The organism is Streptomyces sp. SPB162, assembly GCF_029504575.1.
Taxonomy (GTDB): Bacteria; Actinomycetota; Actinomycetes; order Streptomycetales; family Streptomycetaceae; genus Actinacidiphila.
Map to the genome: position 1 here is coordinate 4,988,624 of NZ_JAQFII010000001.1, position 14,034 is coordinate 5,002,657.

Consider the following 14,034-nt stretch of genomic DNA (forward strand, 5'->3'; position numbering starts at 1 on the left):
GCGTTACTCGGTCCGCAGTCCGTCCGGGCGCATCATGCGCCACAGCGGCGGCAGGCTGAGCAGGGTGACCAGGAGGACGACGCCCGCTCCGACGCCCGACATGGTCGCGGCGCTCGCCCAGTCGACGCGGATCGGTGAGCCGACCATCTTCAGCAGCACGGAGCCGAGTCCGAGGCCGCCGACGACGGCCAGGGCCAGGCCGAGGGCGACGGGCAGGGCGGTCTGCCAGAGCACCGACAGGCCGAGGGTGGAGCGCCGGGTCCCGAAGGCGATCAGCACCGCGAGCAGCTTCTTGCGTTCGCGCAGCTGCTCCAGCATCGAGACCAGCAGGCTGACACCGATCAGCAGGAGCGTGGTGACCGCGCCGATGAGCAGGCCGCGCTTGATGGTTGTGTACTTGCGTATCGTTCGGGTGCTCTCGAGCGTGTAGACATCCGCGCTCACGCCGAGCCGGGCCGTGGTGTTGCGGACGTACTCCTCCGCGTCCGGCCGCCGCGCGTCGAGCTTGAGCATCACCGTGGCGCGCGCTTCCTGCGTCCGCGCCACGTCCAGGGTGCCGGGGGTGGCGAGGATGCCCCACTGCACATCGCCGTTGGGGCTCGGGCGGGACTTCACCGTGCGGGCGGTGGACGGTACGGTCCACGGCCGGGGCGGCCCGGTCAGCACGCCGCTCTGCGGGGCGTTGAGGTCCAGCCGGGCGCCGGCCTTGGAGACGTCCGGCGGAGTCGTGTAGGAGGCGTCCGGCAGGACGCGGTAGACGCTCCCGTCGGCGCAGTCGCCGATGTCGGCGATCTCGGCGAGCGCGGCGCAGTCGCCGATGAGCACCGGGAACTCGAGGATCTCGCCCCCCGCGTCGGGGTTGCCGGAGGCCTTCGCCTTCGCCGCCGCGCCGTCGGGGATGGCGGACGCCTGGACGAGTCCGAGCGCCGAGCGCACTCCGGGGGTGGTCCGGTACGCGTTGATCGCGGCCGTCGCCTGCGGACCGTCCTTGACGTCGACGCCCGCCTGCATCTGCGCCCGGTTGGGGTCCTTGCCGGTGTTGGAGGTGAAGTCGCCCTCGATGCCGCTGAACAGCATCTGCAGCGCGATGGCTCCGGCCACCGCGACGGTGATGCCGTTGACCATCCGGGCGGACGCGCCGCTGTTGAGCTGCAGGCGGCGGGTGGCGAGCTGCCAGGGGATCCGGCCGCCGCCGAAGCGGTTGACGATCATCTCGACGAGCCAGGGCAGGACGGCGGTGACGCCGACGAGCAGCAGGATCGCACCCGCCGAGACCTGGTACGGGTTGACGTTCACGTTGCCCTGGATGCCGCCGAACAGCGGGGCCAGCAGCGCCAGGCCGGCGACGGGGATGAGCAGCCGCCACAGCAGGCGGCGCTTGCGCAGTCCGGCGTTCCGGACGACGCCCAGCGGTTCGATGGCGATGCCGCGCAGCGCGAGGACGGTGACGGCGACGGCCGCGGCGGGGACGCCGAGCACGATGAGCAGGGCGAGGCCGGTGCTGGGCCGGACGTCGGAGGGGAAGACGCTCATCCTGTAGAGCTCGACCTGGCCGGTGAAGTGCCGTCCCAGGAGGAAGAACCCGAGGCCGAACACGAGTCCGGCGAGGGCGCCGATGAGTGCCTCGCCCGCGGCGATCCGCCGTGTCATGCGGGTGTCGGCGCCGACCAGGCGCAGCGCGGCGAGCCGCCGGTCGCGGCGTTCGCCGCCGAAGCGGACGGCGGTGGCGATGAGGATGGCCACCGGCATCAGCAGCACGACGAGGCCGATGATGACGAGCAGGGTCAGGATGGCCCCGAGTGCTTCGGAGTTCTGTTGGCTGCCGCCGATCGTGTCGATGCGAGTGGCGTGGGCGTCGGTGATGGTGTCGCTGCCCGCGTAGTAGACGAGTTCCTTGGGGCCGAGCAGGCCACTCTTGGCGATGGTGCCAGTGACCCGGTGGTCGATCCGCTCCTTGAGCAGCTTGCCGTCGGGGGAGTCCAGGAGCTTGGCGAGCGCGGGGGAGACCGTCATCTCGCCGGGGGCCGGGATCTTCGTCAGGCCGGGCGGCACCGGCGGTTTGTCGCCGTCGGGGCGCAGGACCCGGCCGTAGACGTCCTCGTCGTGGTACGTGGTGTCGGTCCTCTCGACCAGCATCGTCGAGGCCGTCGGTCGCAGTTTCTCGCCGAAGTACATGTCGTCACGGGCGTTGCTGCGCTCCGAGCGGGCGTCCATCATCGCGGGGACGGCGGCGGCGAGCAGCAGCACGGCCACGCCGAGGCCGACGCCGACGGCGGTCAGCAGGTTGCGGATCCAGCCTTCCCGGCCGCCGGCGAGCGTGAAGCGCGCGCCGAGGGCGAGGTCGCGGGCCCAGGTGCGGACGTCGGTGCGCGGGGCGGTTGCCGCCGGAGCGTAGTCGGTCGGCGGCGTACGGTCCTGGCTCACGCGACGCGCTCCATGTCGCGGGACTTGCCGTCCCGCACGACGATCTCGCGGTCGGAGTACGCGGCGACCCGCGCTTCGTGGGTGACCAGGACGACGGCGGCGCCGGTGTCCCGGGCGGCGTCGGTGAGCAGCCGCATGACGCGCTCGCCGTTGAGGGAGTCCAGGGCGCCGGTCGGCTCGTCCGCGAAGACCACGCGGGGTCCGCCGACGAGCGCGCGGGCGACCGCGACGCGCTGGCCCTGGCCGCCGGAGACCTCGCCGGGGCGCTTGTGGCCGAGGTCGTCGACCTCCAACCGGTGCATCCACTCGAGGGCGAGGCGCTCGGCCTCCTTGCGCTTGGTGCCGTTCAGCCGCAGCGGGAGGGCGACGTTCTCGACGCAGGTCAGTTCGGGGACGAGCTGGCCGAACTGGAAGACGAACCCGAAGTCGCCGCGGCGCAGGGCGCTGCGCTGGCCGTCGGACATGGCGGACAGTTCCTCCCCGCGGTACAGGACCGTGCCGGAGTCGGGCCGGACGATGCCGGCCAGGCAGTGCAGCAGCGTCGACTTGCCGGAGCCGGAGGGGCCCATCACGGCCACGACCTCGCCGGAGCGGATGGTGAAGTCGGCGCCGTCCAGGGCGGGGGTGGGGCCGTAGGTCTTGTGCAGCGCGTCGGCGGTCAGGAGCGGTGCGCCGGCCTGGGGGGTCGAGCTGGTCACTTGCGTACCTCCGTCGCGAGCTGGTCGAGCCGGGCGGCGGTGAGTTCCAGCCACCGCAGATCCGCCTCGAGGTGGAAGAGGGCGTGGTCGCAGATGAGCTGGTCGGCGAGGTCGCCGCTGGACTTGCGGCGGGTCAGCTCGCGCATGAGGCGCAGGTGCTCGGCGCGCTGGGTGTCCAGCAGATCGAGGGCGCTGCGGCCGGTCAGCAGCGCCAGGACGACCTTGGTGTAGAGGGTCGTCTGCAGGTACGGCTCCGGCTTCTCGGGCTGGGCGAGCCACGTCTCGACGTCGGTCAGTCCGGCGTCCGTGATCGCGTAGCGCTTGCGCTCGGGGCCACTGCCGGGCTCTATGCCCTCGACCTCCACGAGCCCGTTCTTCAGCAGTCGGGCCATCGTCGAGTAGACCTGCCCGTAGTGCAGCGGGCGGTCGTGGCCGAAGCGTTCGTCGAAGGCGCGCTTGAGGTCGTAACCATGGCGGGGGCCGGACTCGAGGAGCCCGAGCAGGGTGTGGCCGATTGACATGCGAGCACTCTACACGACGTGTATACGTACCGTGTATAGACGTGGTGAGTAGTCTGTTTTCGCAGGTCGGGAGGGATCCTCAGGTCTGGGTCGGGTCGGTTGGTGGCTCCTCCTCCGGCTGTGTCGAACGGGGCGGCCGGCCCCGGCGGGCGATCGGCTTGGCGGCGCCGGGGAGGCGCCCGGCCTCGGCGAGCGCCCGGCGCAGCAGGAACTCGATCTGCGCGTTGGTGCTGCGGAGCTCGTCCGCCGCCCACGTCGCGATGGCGTCGTGGACGGCGGGGTCGAGCCGGAGCAGCACCTGCTTGCGGGCGGTGCGGCCGGTGGGTTCCGTCACTGGTAAAGGGTCCCGGTGTTGAGTACGGGCTGTGCGGCGCGGTCGCCGCACAGGACCACGAGCAGGTTGCTGACCATGGCGGCCTTGCGCTCCTCGTCGAGCTCCACGATGCCCTGCTCGGAGATCCGGGTCAGCGCGGACTCGACCATGCCGACCGCTCCCTCGACGATGGTCTGGCGGGCGGCCACGATCGCCCCCGGCCTGCTGGCGCTGGAGCATCGCGGAGGCGATCTCGGGAGCGTAGGCGAGATGCGTGAAGCGGGACTCGATGATCTTCACGCCGGCCGCGCCCACCCGGGCGGCGATCTCGACGGAGAGCTTCTCGGTGATCTCCTCGGCGTTGCCGCGCAGCGACAGGCCTTCCACGTCGTGCGCGTCGTACGGGTAGTTCGTGGCGATGTGCCGGACGGCGGTGTCGGTCTGGATCGCGATGAACTGCACGAAGTCGTCGACCTCGAAGACCGCCTGCGCCGAGTCCCTGACCTGCCAGACCACGACGGCGGCCAGCTCGATCGGGTTGCCGTACGAGTCGTTGACCTTCAGGACCGCGGTCTCGTGGTTGCGGATCCGGGTGGAGATCTTGCGGCGGCTGGTGAACGGGTTCACCCAGCGCAGCCCGTCCTGGCGGATGGTGCCCTGGTAGCGGCCGAAGAGCTGGCAGACGCGGGCCTCGCCGGGGGCGACCTGCGTGAGGCCGAACATGGTGATGAAGGCCGCGAGCGCGATCACCACGCCGGCGGCGATGAGGACGCCCGCCAGTGCGCCACCGCTGTCCTTGGCCTTGACGATGCCGAGGGCGAAGAGCGCGACGCCGCCGAACAGCACCGTGAAGGCGATCAGCAGGAAGGGCAGCCCCGGCATGCCGACGGCCACCCGCTCGGTGACCTTGGGGGCGGGCATTTCGGGGATCTCGGGCTGGAGATCACCGGTGTGGTTCTCGGACATGGGTACCCCGTTCACGATGCTCGCCGCGCTCGTCCGCACGGCTAGCTTAGTGATAGCACATTAATTGCGCGCGACGCTAGGAGAACGCGATGCAGCCCCGGGGCACGGAGGGGGGTGTCCACGTGCGCCGGGGCTGCGTCTTCGGGGTCGGAAGGGTTCGTCGCCGACCGCGCGCGGGCCCGCTACGAGCCGCCGCGGGCCGCTGCGACCACCCTCGCACCGATGCGCGGGCTTGGCATGCCCGCTGCGGCATGGTGCTGACGACCGGGCGCGGCAGCGCCGGGCACGCCGTGCCAAGCACAGCCGCGCCCCATTTCCTACGGAATCGCCAGCTCGAACCAGACGACCTTGCCGGCGCTCAGCCGCGTGGCTCCCCACCGCTGTGCCATCCGGCTGACGAGGTACAGGCCGCGGCCGCCCTCGTCCTGCGGCTGGGCATGCCGCATCTGCGGCAGCAGTGGCGCGTCGTCGCCCACCTCGCAGCGCAGCACGTCGGTACGGAGCAGCCGCAGTGTGATGGGCCGTTCCGCGTACCGGACGGCGTTGGTGACGATCTCGCTGACCAGCAGTTCGGTCGGTTCGATCAGGTGCTCCAGGTCCCAGCGGCGCAGCGCCTGGCGGGCGAGCCGCCGGGCGCGTCCCGCGGTCTGCGGCTGCGGCTCCAGGTACCAGTAGGCGACGTCGCTCGGCGAGATCCCGTCGAAGCGGGCGGCGAGCAGCGCGATGTCGTCGTCGCGGTCGCCGGGGCCGAGGATCTCCAGGATCTCGTCGCAGAGCGGTTCCAGCGGCGGCGGCGACAGCACGGTCGCGGCGTCGTGCAGCCGCTCGCGCAGCAGTTCGATGCCGCCCCAGACGTCACGCGTGCGGGACTCGACGAGGCCGTCGGTGTACAGCACGAGGGTCGCCCCGGCGGGCGCCGGCAGCTCGACGGCCTCGAACGGCACCCCGCCGACGCCGATCGGCGCGCCCGGCGGTACCCGCAGCACCTCGGCCAGGCCGTTGGCGTGCAGCAGGATGGGCGGCGGATGGCCCGCGTTGGCCACGACCAGACGGTGCGCGATCGGGTCGTAGACCGCGTACACGCAGGTCGCCATGCGGTCGCTGCCGAGCCGCTGGGCTTGCTCGTCCAGGTGGTACAGCACCTCCTGCGGCGCCAGGTCGAGCCCCGCGAGGGTCTGCACGGTGGTGCGCAGCTGGCCCATGATCGCCGCCGAGGTCATGGAGTGGCCCATGACGTCGCCGACGACCAGCGCGACCCGGCTCCCGGGCAGCGGGATCGCGTCGTACCAGTCGCCGCCGACCCGGGCCGACTCGGCCGCGGGCAGGTAGCGGCTGGCGAGTCGGACCCCGGTGGGCTGCGGCAGGGAGTCGGGCAGCATCTCGCGCTGCAGGGCGTCCGCGATGTACGCCTCGCGCCCGTACAGCACCGCCTTGTCGACCCCGAGCGCCGTGTGGGTGGCGAGCTGGGCGGCGACCAGCAGGTCGTCGGACTCGAACGGCGGCCGGTCGGGGCGGCGCAGCAGCACGGCGGCGCCGATGACCCGGCGGCGGCCGCGCAGCGGCGCGAGTATCGCGCGGCGTCCGGTCGGCAGGACGGGTGTGTGCTGCGGGCCGTCGTTCCTGTCGGTCCTGGCGGCGCCCGCCTCGGGGTGTAAGCCGGGCCGTTCTCCCGGCCGGGACGCGCCGGCGGAGGCCGACGGGCCCTCGCCGAAGCGCAGCAGTTCCTCCAGCGCGGCGGCGGACTGCGGGTGCTCGGCGAAGACCGGGCGTACGCCGCGCAGCACCTCGGCGAGCGGTCCGTCCAGCCGGACGAGGGTGCTCTCGGCGGCGCCGCCGTACGCGGCGGGCTCGGCGGGCACCGGGGGCAGCACGGTGCCGACGTAGGACTGCCCGCTGGGCTGCTCGTCCAAGCCGCCGTCGGCGCGCCGCAGCCGCAGCACGAGCGGCCCCGACGGCCGTTCATCGCCGACCGGCAGCGGGTCGCGGAGGTAGACCAGGATCGCGTCGGCGAACGCGGGGACCGCGGAGCGGCACAGGCCCAGCAGGATCTCGTCGAGGTCGAGACCGCGGGCGATGCGCCGGGTGGCGGCCCCGACGTAGCGCAGCCGCTCGGCCTCAGCGCCGGACGTCCCGGGGCGGGCACCGAGGGTGCCGGAGCCGGGCGGGGTGGAGTCCGAGCCCGTCGTCGCCGGTCCCGCGGGCGCCGCCGGAGCGGGCTCGGCCGGTTCCTCGTGGCGCGGATGGCCGGCGGGCTCCATGGCGGCGCCCGCGGGGCCCTGTGTCCCGCGCGGCGGGGTGCTCGAGAACGTCCCGTCGGCCGCCGGGTCGCGCCGCGGCGCGCCCTCGGCCCCTGACGTCTGCCGGTCGCGTGCGGAACGGTTGTCGGGCAGCACCTGGGGCGCCGGGGCGGGCTGGTCCCCCTGATCGGAGGCCCGCTGATCGGAGCCCTGGGGCAGGCGGAAGCCGCCGCGCGGGTCCGGCAGCGGTGCCGGCAGGGCGGCGTCCGGTCCCGGTTGCCGCGCCGGGGGCGGGGGCGTGCGATCCGTGGTCACGCGAGTCGTTCCATCCGGTTGATGCGCCACGCGCTGACCGCGGCGGGGGATTGGGCCGTGTCAGGCGCGTCGTCGGCAGTACAGGAAGAGCTGCTCCTCCGGCGGCACGTCCGTGCTCGCCGGTGCATAGGCGTACGACTCCTCCTCGATCACCTCGAAGCCCGCGTCCGCCACTACCTGGTGCAAATCATCCCGCAGATAACCGGATACCCGGATGGTGTTACCAAGGAACGGAATGGCGAAATCGTCCACATCCGCTTCGACCATCGACAGGATGAAGAGACCCTCGGGCTCCAGCAGATCATGGATGGCCCGCAATGCGTAGGGAATCTCCGCGCGCGGCAGCATCAGCAGTGAGAAGAACGCCGCGACGCCGTCGAACCGACCGAGGTCGAGTGGGCCACCGGGGTGGACGTCGGCGATGTCGCCCTGGTGGAACTCGGCCCCCGGTACGTACTGCGCGGCCAGCGCGAGCATGCCCGCGGACAGGTCGACGCCGACGACCCGGTGTCCGGCGTCGGCGAGCTGCCGGGCGCTGGGCAGGCCGGTGCCGCAGCCCAGGTCGAGCACCCGCGATCCGGCGGGCAGCGAGTCGGCGAGCCACTTGCCCGCGGTGAGCTGGCCGTCCTTGTGGGGGAACGCCTCGTCGTACCGGTCGCCGATCGCGTCGAACGCTTCGGCCTGGCCGTCGCGGTCCCGCTGTGTGTCCTCGTAGCCGCCGGTTCCCACTGCCTCGGTCCTCCTTGGTGCGCGTGGCTGATGACTTGGCGTCAGGCTCTGGGTGCAGGTTCGGAATTGCTCAATGTTGCGGAGCCCGATCCTACGTTTGACGACCCGGGGCGCATCAAGGGGCTCACGAGGTCACTTTGCCGGACGGTTCCAGTCGTCCGGGAGTGACGGTACCGGCCAGGCGGGATCGGGGCGCCAGTCCTCCCAACCGTCCCGGTAGGGCCGGCCCCAGGCCCGGATGACCTCGGCGGCCTCCAGCCCGGCCGACCGTACCCGCTCGGCACGTTCGGCGGCCATAAGGCCTGCGAGCTGCGCCTGGGCGAATTCGTCCTCGTCCAGCCAGTGCCAGCTGCGGTCCGGGTGGACCGCGATGTCCAGGAAGTGGTCCTCGGAGTCCACGCCGCCGGACCAGCGCCTGCGCGGCTCCTCCAGGTTCACGTACCAGTTCTTGAAATGCCAGCGTTTGTCCCAGAAGAGCCAGACCGACCAGGGGTCGCCGGGGTGTGCGAGCTTCAGCACACCCGAGCCCCACCACTGATCGACGCGCGTAGTGCGCGGTTTCAGATAGCGGGTGGCGAGCGGCTCGCGGTGGATGGGCGAGCCATCGGCGAGCACCGGCTTCACACAGGACGTGCCGGGGGCCATCCAGACCGCGAGCAGCTCGGCGTCATCACGCACGACGGTCACCGGGCGGCAGATGTGCAGCTCGTCGGTGCCGTTGCCCCGATAACGCCACAACACTTGCTCGCCCGGCGACCAGTAGCCGCTGGTACCCGGCCCGTTTCCGTCAAGAAGAGTGTCGGCTGTCATGAACAGATCTTACGGATCAACCCTTAAGGATGGGTCATGCCCAGCACATCCAGTGCCGCGTCCAACTGCTCCTCGGTCAGTTTTCCCTGTTCGACGTAGCCCAGTTCGATCACCACGTCCCGGATCCGCCGACGTTCCGCGACGGCCTTCTTGGCGACCTTGGCGGCCTCCTCGTAGCCGATGTACTTGTTCAGCGGAGTGACGACCGAGGGCGAGGACTCCGCGTACTCGCGGGCCCGCTCGACGTTGGCGGTAATGCCGTCGACCGTGCGGTCGGCGAGCAGCCGGGAGACGTTGGCGAGCAGCCGGACGGACTCCAGCACGTTCCTGGCGATGACCGGGAGCATCACGTTGAGCTCGAAGTTCCCGGCGGCGCCGGCCATCGTGATCGTCAGGTCGTTCCCCGCGACCTGGGCCGCGACCATCAGCACGGCCTCCGGGATCACCGGGTTGACCTTGCCGGGCATGATCGACGAGCCGGGCTGGAGATCGGGCAGGTTGATCTCGGCCAGTCCGGTCCGCGGTCCCGACGCCATCCAGCGCAGGTCGTTGCAAATCTTGGTCAGACCGACCGCGACCGTCTTGAGCTGCCCCGACACCTCGACGATGCCGTCGCGGGCGCCCTGCGCCTCGAAGTGGTCGCGCGCCTCGGTCAGCGGCAGCCCGGTGGTCCGCGCCACCTCGGCGATCACCGCGGCCGAGAACCCGGGCGGGGTGTTGATGCCGGTGCCGACCGCGGTGCCACCGAGCGGCAGCTCCGCCAGCCGGGGCAGCGCGCCCCGCAGCCGCTCGACGCCGTACCGGACCTGGGCCGCGTAGCCGCCGAACTCCTGGCCCAGCGTGACGGGGGTGGCGTCCATCAGGTGCGTGCGGCCGGACTTCACGACGTCCGCGAACTCGGCCGCCTTGCGCTCCAGGGACTCCGCCAGGTGCTCCAGGGCGGGGACGAGGTCGCGGGTGACGGCGGCGGTGGCCGCGATGTGGATGGACGACGGGAAGACGTCGTTCGACGACTGCGACGCGTTGACGTGGTCGTTCGGGTGCACGGCGCGGCCCAGCCGCTCGGTGGCCAGGGTCGCGATGACCTCGTTGGCGTTCATGTTGGAGGACGTGCCGGAGCCGGTCTGGAAGACGTCGACGGGGAAGTGGTCGTCCCAGCGGCCGTCCACGACCTCGGCGGCGGCCTCCTGGACCGCGTCCGCGATGTCCTGGTCCAGGACGCCGAGGCCGGCGTTCACCTTCGCCGCGGCCGCCTTGATCCGGGCCAGCGCCTCGATGTGCGCACGCTCGATCGGCCGGCCGGAGATCGGGAAGTTCTCCACGGCCCGCTGGGTCTGGGCCCGCCACTTCGCGTCCGCGGGCACCCGTACCTCGCCCATCGAATCGTGTTCGATCCGGAAGGACCGGCCGTTCGACGGTTCCCCGGAACCGGCCGCGGGCGCGATTTCGGACCCGGCCCCGGACTTGGCCTCCGACATGGCTGAATTCCTTTCCTCGGCAACGTCTCGACGACATTCCCATGGTCGTACTACTTCCAAGTAATACCCATCAGTAGGACAGTGCCGTAGCCCGTTTCATTCCTGTGGGAGGAGCGACGTATGCGCATGTCGAAGAAGAGACGGTGTCGTACGGCTGGGACCGTGCTGGCCGTTCTGGCGACCGTCTTAGCGGGTGGTGCCGGTCTGACCACCACCGCGTCCGCCGCCCCGCAGAGCACCGTCAAGCCGCTCTCCGCCGACCTGGAGCAGATCCGTGCCGCGGAGGCCACGGCCCTCTACGGGGACCCGGCGATCCGGCCGATGGCCGACCGGAAGACCGGACTGATCTCGCTGGGGGACAGCGAGATCGCCGGGGAGGGTGTCGGCAGCTACGAAGCGGGCACCGACGGCCCCACGAACTGGTGCCACCGCTCACCGCAGGCCGCGATCCACCGCACCGGCATCCCGGCCGACGAGACGTACAACGTCGCCTGCTCGGGCGCCTACACCGGCAACATCAGGATCGGCGGCAGCAAGCAGTACGCGGACGAGCTGGTGCAGAGCGACAGCCTCGCCGTCAAGGCCCGCAACACGAAGATCAAGATGGTGCTGCTGGTCGCGGGAGCCAACGACGACCTGCAGTTCGGACCGGTCATCACCGACTGCGTGGAGCGCTGGTTCCTGCTGCAGGGCAGCTGCGACTCCAAGTACCAGCCCGGCTGGCAGGCCCGCGTCGACGCGCTGGTGCCCAAGGTCGAGGGCACCGTGTGGGACCTGCGGACGGTCATGCGCGACGCCGGCTACGCGGACACCGACTACCGGCTCGTGGTGATGGGCTACCCCAGCCCGATGAGCCCCGACATCTACGACAACCCGAGCTTCCCCGGCAAGATCCCGGGCGGCTGCACCGGATACGACGCGGACCTCGCCTGGGGCCGCAACTCCGCCGTGCCCGCCTTCGAACGCGGCATGCGCCAGGCCGCAGCGGACGCCGGGGCGACGTACCTCGACAACTCCCGGCTCTTCCACGGGCACGAGGCCTGCACGGACAACACGTGGGCGCGCGGCCTGGTCGTGAACCTCGGCAACCCGTTCCCGCCCGACGCCAACTCCGTGCGCCAGTCCTTCCACCCCAACGCCCGCGGCCACGCCGCCTTCGCGTCGTGCCTGACCCAGCTCTACAACTCGGGCTACCAGGAAGCCGGTTGTGCCGACCCGGCGAGCACCGGCACCCCGGTGCTGCGCCAGGGCGCCTGGGACGACGTGCTCAAGCCGCTGACCAACGCGGCCACCGGCCAGTGCGTGGACGCCGACGGCGGCTCGACGCGGAACGGCACCGCGCTGCTCGGCTGGAGCTGCCACGGCGGCCGCAACCAGTCGTTCGGCTACGACACCGCGTACCAGTCGCTGCACAGCGCGCTCAGCCAGGACCGGTGCATGGACGTGCCGGGCTCGAAGTACAGCGCGGGGACCAGCCTCATCCTGTGGGACTGCCACGGTGGCGCCAACCAGCGGTTCACCACGACCGGGGGCACGATCCGCCCGGTGGCGGCCGACGGGCTGTGCGTGGCCCAGAGCGCCGCGAGCGCGCCGCTGAGACTGGCGGCCTGCGACGGCTCCGCGAGCCAGCGCTTCGCGTAGCCACCCGCCCGGAGCTAGCCCGGAGCTCGTCCGGAGTTAGCCCGGAGCTTCCGGAGCCAGCCCGGAGCTCGCCCCGAGAAGGACGGGCCCCGCCGATGGAGCGGCGGGGCCCGTCCGAGGTCCTACGGGAGGTTCAGCCCCGGCGGCCGATCGAGAGCACTGGGCCCGACGGGTCGGTGAAGAAGTCGTTGCCCTTGTCGTCGACGACGATGAACGCGGGGAAGTCCTCGACCTCGATCTTCCAGACCGCTTCCATGCCCAGTTCCGCGTACTCCAGGACGTCGACCTTCTTGATGCAGTCCTGCGCGAGCCGGGCGGCCGGGCCACCGATGGAGCCGAGGTAGAAGCCGCCGTGCGCCTTGCACGCGTCCGTCACCTGCTGCGAGCGGTTGCCCTTGGCGAGCATGACGAACGAGCCGCCGGCCGCCTGGAACTGCTCCACGTACGCGTCCATCCGGCCCGCCGTGGTGGGGCCGAACGAGCCGGAGGCGAAGCCCTCGGGGGTCTTGGCCGGGCCCGCGTAGTAGACCGGGTGGTCGTGCAGGTACTGCGGCATGGACTCGCCCGCGTCCAGCCGCTCCTTGATCTTGGCGTGCGCGATGTCGCGGGCCACGACGAGCGTGCCGGACAGCGACAGCCGGGTCTTGACCGGGTACTTCGACAGCTCGGCGCGGATCTCCGCCATCGGCCGGTTGAGGTCGACGCGCACCACGTCGTCGTCCAGGTGCTCGTCCGTGGTCTCCGGCAGGAAGCGCGCCGGGTCGGTCTCCAACTGCTCCAGGAAGACGCCCTCGGCGGTGATCTTCGCAACGGCCTGCCGGTCGGCCGAGCAGGAGACCGCGATGGCGACGGGCAGCGACGCGCCGTGCCGGGGCAGCCGCACCACGCGCACGTCGTGGCAGAAGTACTTGCCGCCGAACTGCGCGCCGATGCCGATCTTCTGCGTGAGCTCGAAGACCTTCTCCTCCAGGCCCTGGTCGCGGAAGCCGTGCCCGTCCGGCGAGCCCTCGCCCGGCAGCTCGTCCAGGTAGTGCGCCGAGGCGTACTTGGCGGTCTTCAGCGCGAACTCCGCGCTGGTGCCGCCGACCACGATCGCCAGGTGGTACGGCGGGCAGGCCGCGGTGCCCAGGGCGCGGATCTTCTCCTCCAGGAACTTCATCATGGAGGTCTCGTTGAGGACCGCCTTCGTCTCCTGGTAGAGGAACGACTTGTTGGCGCTGCCGCCGCCCTTGGCCATGAACAGGAACTTGTACGCGCCGCCGTCGGTCGCGTACAGCTCGATCTGGGCCGGCAGGTTCGAGCCGGTGTTCTTCTCGTCCCACATCGTCAGCGGGGCCATCTGCGAGTACCGCAGGTTGAGCTTGGTGTACGCGTCGTAGACGCCGTGCGACAGCGCCGCCTCGTCACCGCCGGAGGTCAGCACGTTCTGGCCGCGCTTGCCCATCACGATCGCGGTGCCGGTGTCCTGGCACATCGGCAGCACGCCGGCCGCGGCGATGTTCGCGTTCTTCAGCAGGTCCAGCGCGACGAAGCGGTCGTTGGGCGACGCCTCGGGGTCGTCGAGGATCCGCCGCAGCTGGGCGAGGTGGGCCGGCCGCAGGTAGTGCGAGATGTCGTGCATCGCCTCGGCGGCGAGCGTGCGCAGGGCCTCCGGCTCGACCTTGAGGAAGGTGCGCCCGTCGGCCTCGAAGGTGCTCACACCCTCGGAGGTGATCAGCCGGTACGGCGTCGTGTCCTCACCGAGGGGGAGGAGGTCCGTATAGGAGAACTCGGGCATGGGGGTTCCTCACTCGACTGCGTTGGCGACCCCGTCCACCCTAGAGCCCGCGGACGGCCGGAATGCTGTGAGGTAGGGCTCACCGGCACTAGTCGCGATCTATCGCGTTTGTGTACGGTAGGCGG

Annotated in this window: 10 protein-coding genes and 1 pseudogene; 1 reads left to right on the forward strand and 10 read right to left on the reverse strand. The window is 71.4% G+C overall.

The features are described 5' to 3' along the window. Nucleotides 1–3: 3 nt before the first annotated feature. The 9 genes and pseudogenes from M2266_RS22915 to M2266_RS22955 form a co-directional block, all read right to left on the reverse strand. A complete protein-coding gene (locus tag M2266_RS22915; RefSeq protein ID WP_277439866.1) occupies nucleotides 4–2,424 on the reverse strand; it encodes an FtsX-like permease family protein in 2,421 nt (806 codons plus the stop codon). Then, nucleotides 2,421–3,122: an ABC transporter ATP-binding protein gene (locus tag M2266_RS22920; protein WP_277439867.1), complete on the reverse strand. Its 702-nt coding sequence runs from the start codon at nucleotides 3,120–3,122 to the stop codon at nucleotides 2,421–2,423. Before M2266_RS22920 ends, M2266_RS22915 begins: the two co-directional genes overlap by 4 nt. Then, a complete protein-coding gene (locus M2266_RS22925) occupies nucleotides 3,119–3,643 on the reverse strand; it encodes a PadR family transcriptional regulator (protein ID WP_277439868.1) in 525 nt (174 codons plus the stop codon). Before M2266_RS22925 ends, M2266_RS22920 begins: the two co-directional genes overlap by 4 nt. Before the next feature lie 79 nt (nucleotides 3,644–3,722). Beyond that, nucleotides 3,723–3,977 carry a hypothetical protein gene (locus M2266_RS22930; RefSeq protein WP_277439869.1) on the reverse strand — a complete coding sequence of 85 codons (255 nt, stop codon included), beginning with the start codon at nucleotides 3,975–3,977 and terminating at the stop codon, nucleotides 3,723–3,725. Further along, nucleotides 3,974–4,922, reverse strand: a pseudogene (locus M2266_RS22935) (SPFH domain-containing protein). Before M2266_RS22935 ends, M2266_RS22930 begins: the two are co-directional and overlap by 4 nt. A gap of 317 nt (nucleotides 4,923–5,239) precedes the next feature. Beyond that, nucleotides 5,240–7,474 carry a SpoIIE family protein phosphatase gene (locus tag M2266_RS22940; RefSeq protein ID WP_277439870.1) on the reverse strand — a complete coding sequence of 745 codons (2,235 nt, stop codon included), beginning with the start codon at nucleotides 7,472–7,474 and terminating at the stop codon, nucleotides 5,240–5,242. A 60-nt stretch (nucleotides 7,475–7,534) separates the two neighbouring features. Continuing rightward, nucleotides 7,535–8,203 carry a class I SAM-dependent methyltransferase gene (locus tag M2266_RS22945; RefSeq protein ID WP_277439871.1) on the reverse strand — a complete coding sequence of 223 codons (669 nt, stop codon included), beginning with the start codon at nucleotides 8,201–8,203 and terminating at the stop codon, nucleotides 7,535–7,537. Between the two features lie 132 nt (nucleotides 8,204–8,335). Then, nucleotides 8,336–9,013 (reverse strand): DUF402 domain-containing protein, encoded by a 678-nt coding sequence (locus M2266_RS22950; RefSeq protein ID WP_277439872.1) that lies wholly within the window; start codon nucleotides 9,011–9,013, stop codon nucleotides 8,336–8,338. 23 nt (nucleotides 9,014–9,036) lie between these two features. Then, nucleotides 9,037–10,491 (reverse strand): class II fumarate hydratase, encoded by a 1,455-nt coding sequence (locus tag M2266_RS22955; protein ID WP_277439873.1) that lies wholly within the window; start codon nucleotides 10,489–10,491, stop codon nucleotides 9,037–9,039. Between the two features lie 126 nt (nucleotides 10,492–10,617). Here M2266_RS22955 and M2266_RS22960 point away from each other — a divergent pair, with 126 nt between their 5' ends. Beyond that, nucleotides 10,618–12,132: a ricin-type beta-trefoil lectin domain protein gene (locus M2266_RS22960; protein ID WP_277439874.1), complete on the forward strand. Its 1,515-nt coding sequence runs from the start codon at nucleotides 10,618–10,620 to the stop codon at nucleotides 12,130–12,132. Between the two features lie 133 nt (nucleotides 12,133–12,265). Here M2266_RS22960 and M2266_RS22965 read toward each other — a convergent pair whose 3' ends face one another. Next, nucleotides 12,266–13,909, reverse strand: coding sequence for a fumarate hydratase (locus tag M2266_RS22965; protein WP_277439875.1), 1,644 nt, complete (start codon nucleotides 13,907–13,909; stop codon nucleotides 12,266–12,268). Nucleotides 13,910–14,034: the final 125 nt, after the last annotated feature.

Excerpts from the sequence above, each read along its gene's own strand:
- M2266_RS22925 (WP_277439868.1), bottom strand. The coding sequence starts at position 3,643 with ATGTCAATCGGCCACACCCTGCTCGGGCTCCTCGAGTCCGGCCCCCGC.
- M2266_RS22950 (WP_277439872.1), bottom strand. The coding sequence starts at position 9,013 with ATGACAGCCGACACTCTTCTTGACGGAAACGGGCCGGGTACCAGCGGC.
- M2266_RS22955 (WP_277439873.1), bottom strand. The coding sequence starts at position 10,491 with ATGTCGGAGGCCAAGTCCGGGGCCGGGTCCGAAATCGCGCCCGCGGCC.
- M2266_RS22960 (WP_277439874.1), top strand. The coding sequence starts at position 10,618 with ATGTCGAAGAAGAGACGGTGTCGTACGGCTGGGACCGTGCTGGCCGTT.
- M2266_RS22965 (WP_277439875.1), bottom strand. The coding sequence starts at position 13,909 with ATGCCCGAGTTCTCCTATACGGACCTCCTCCCCCTCGGTGAGGACACG.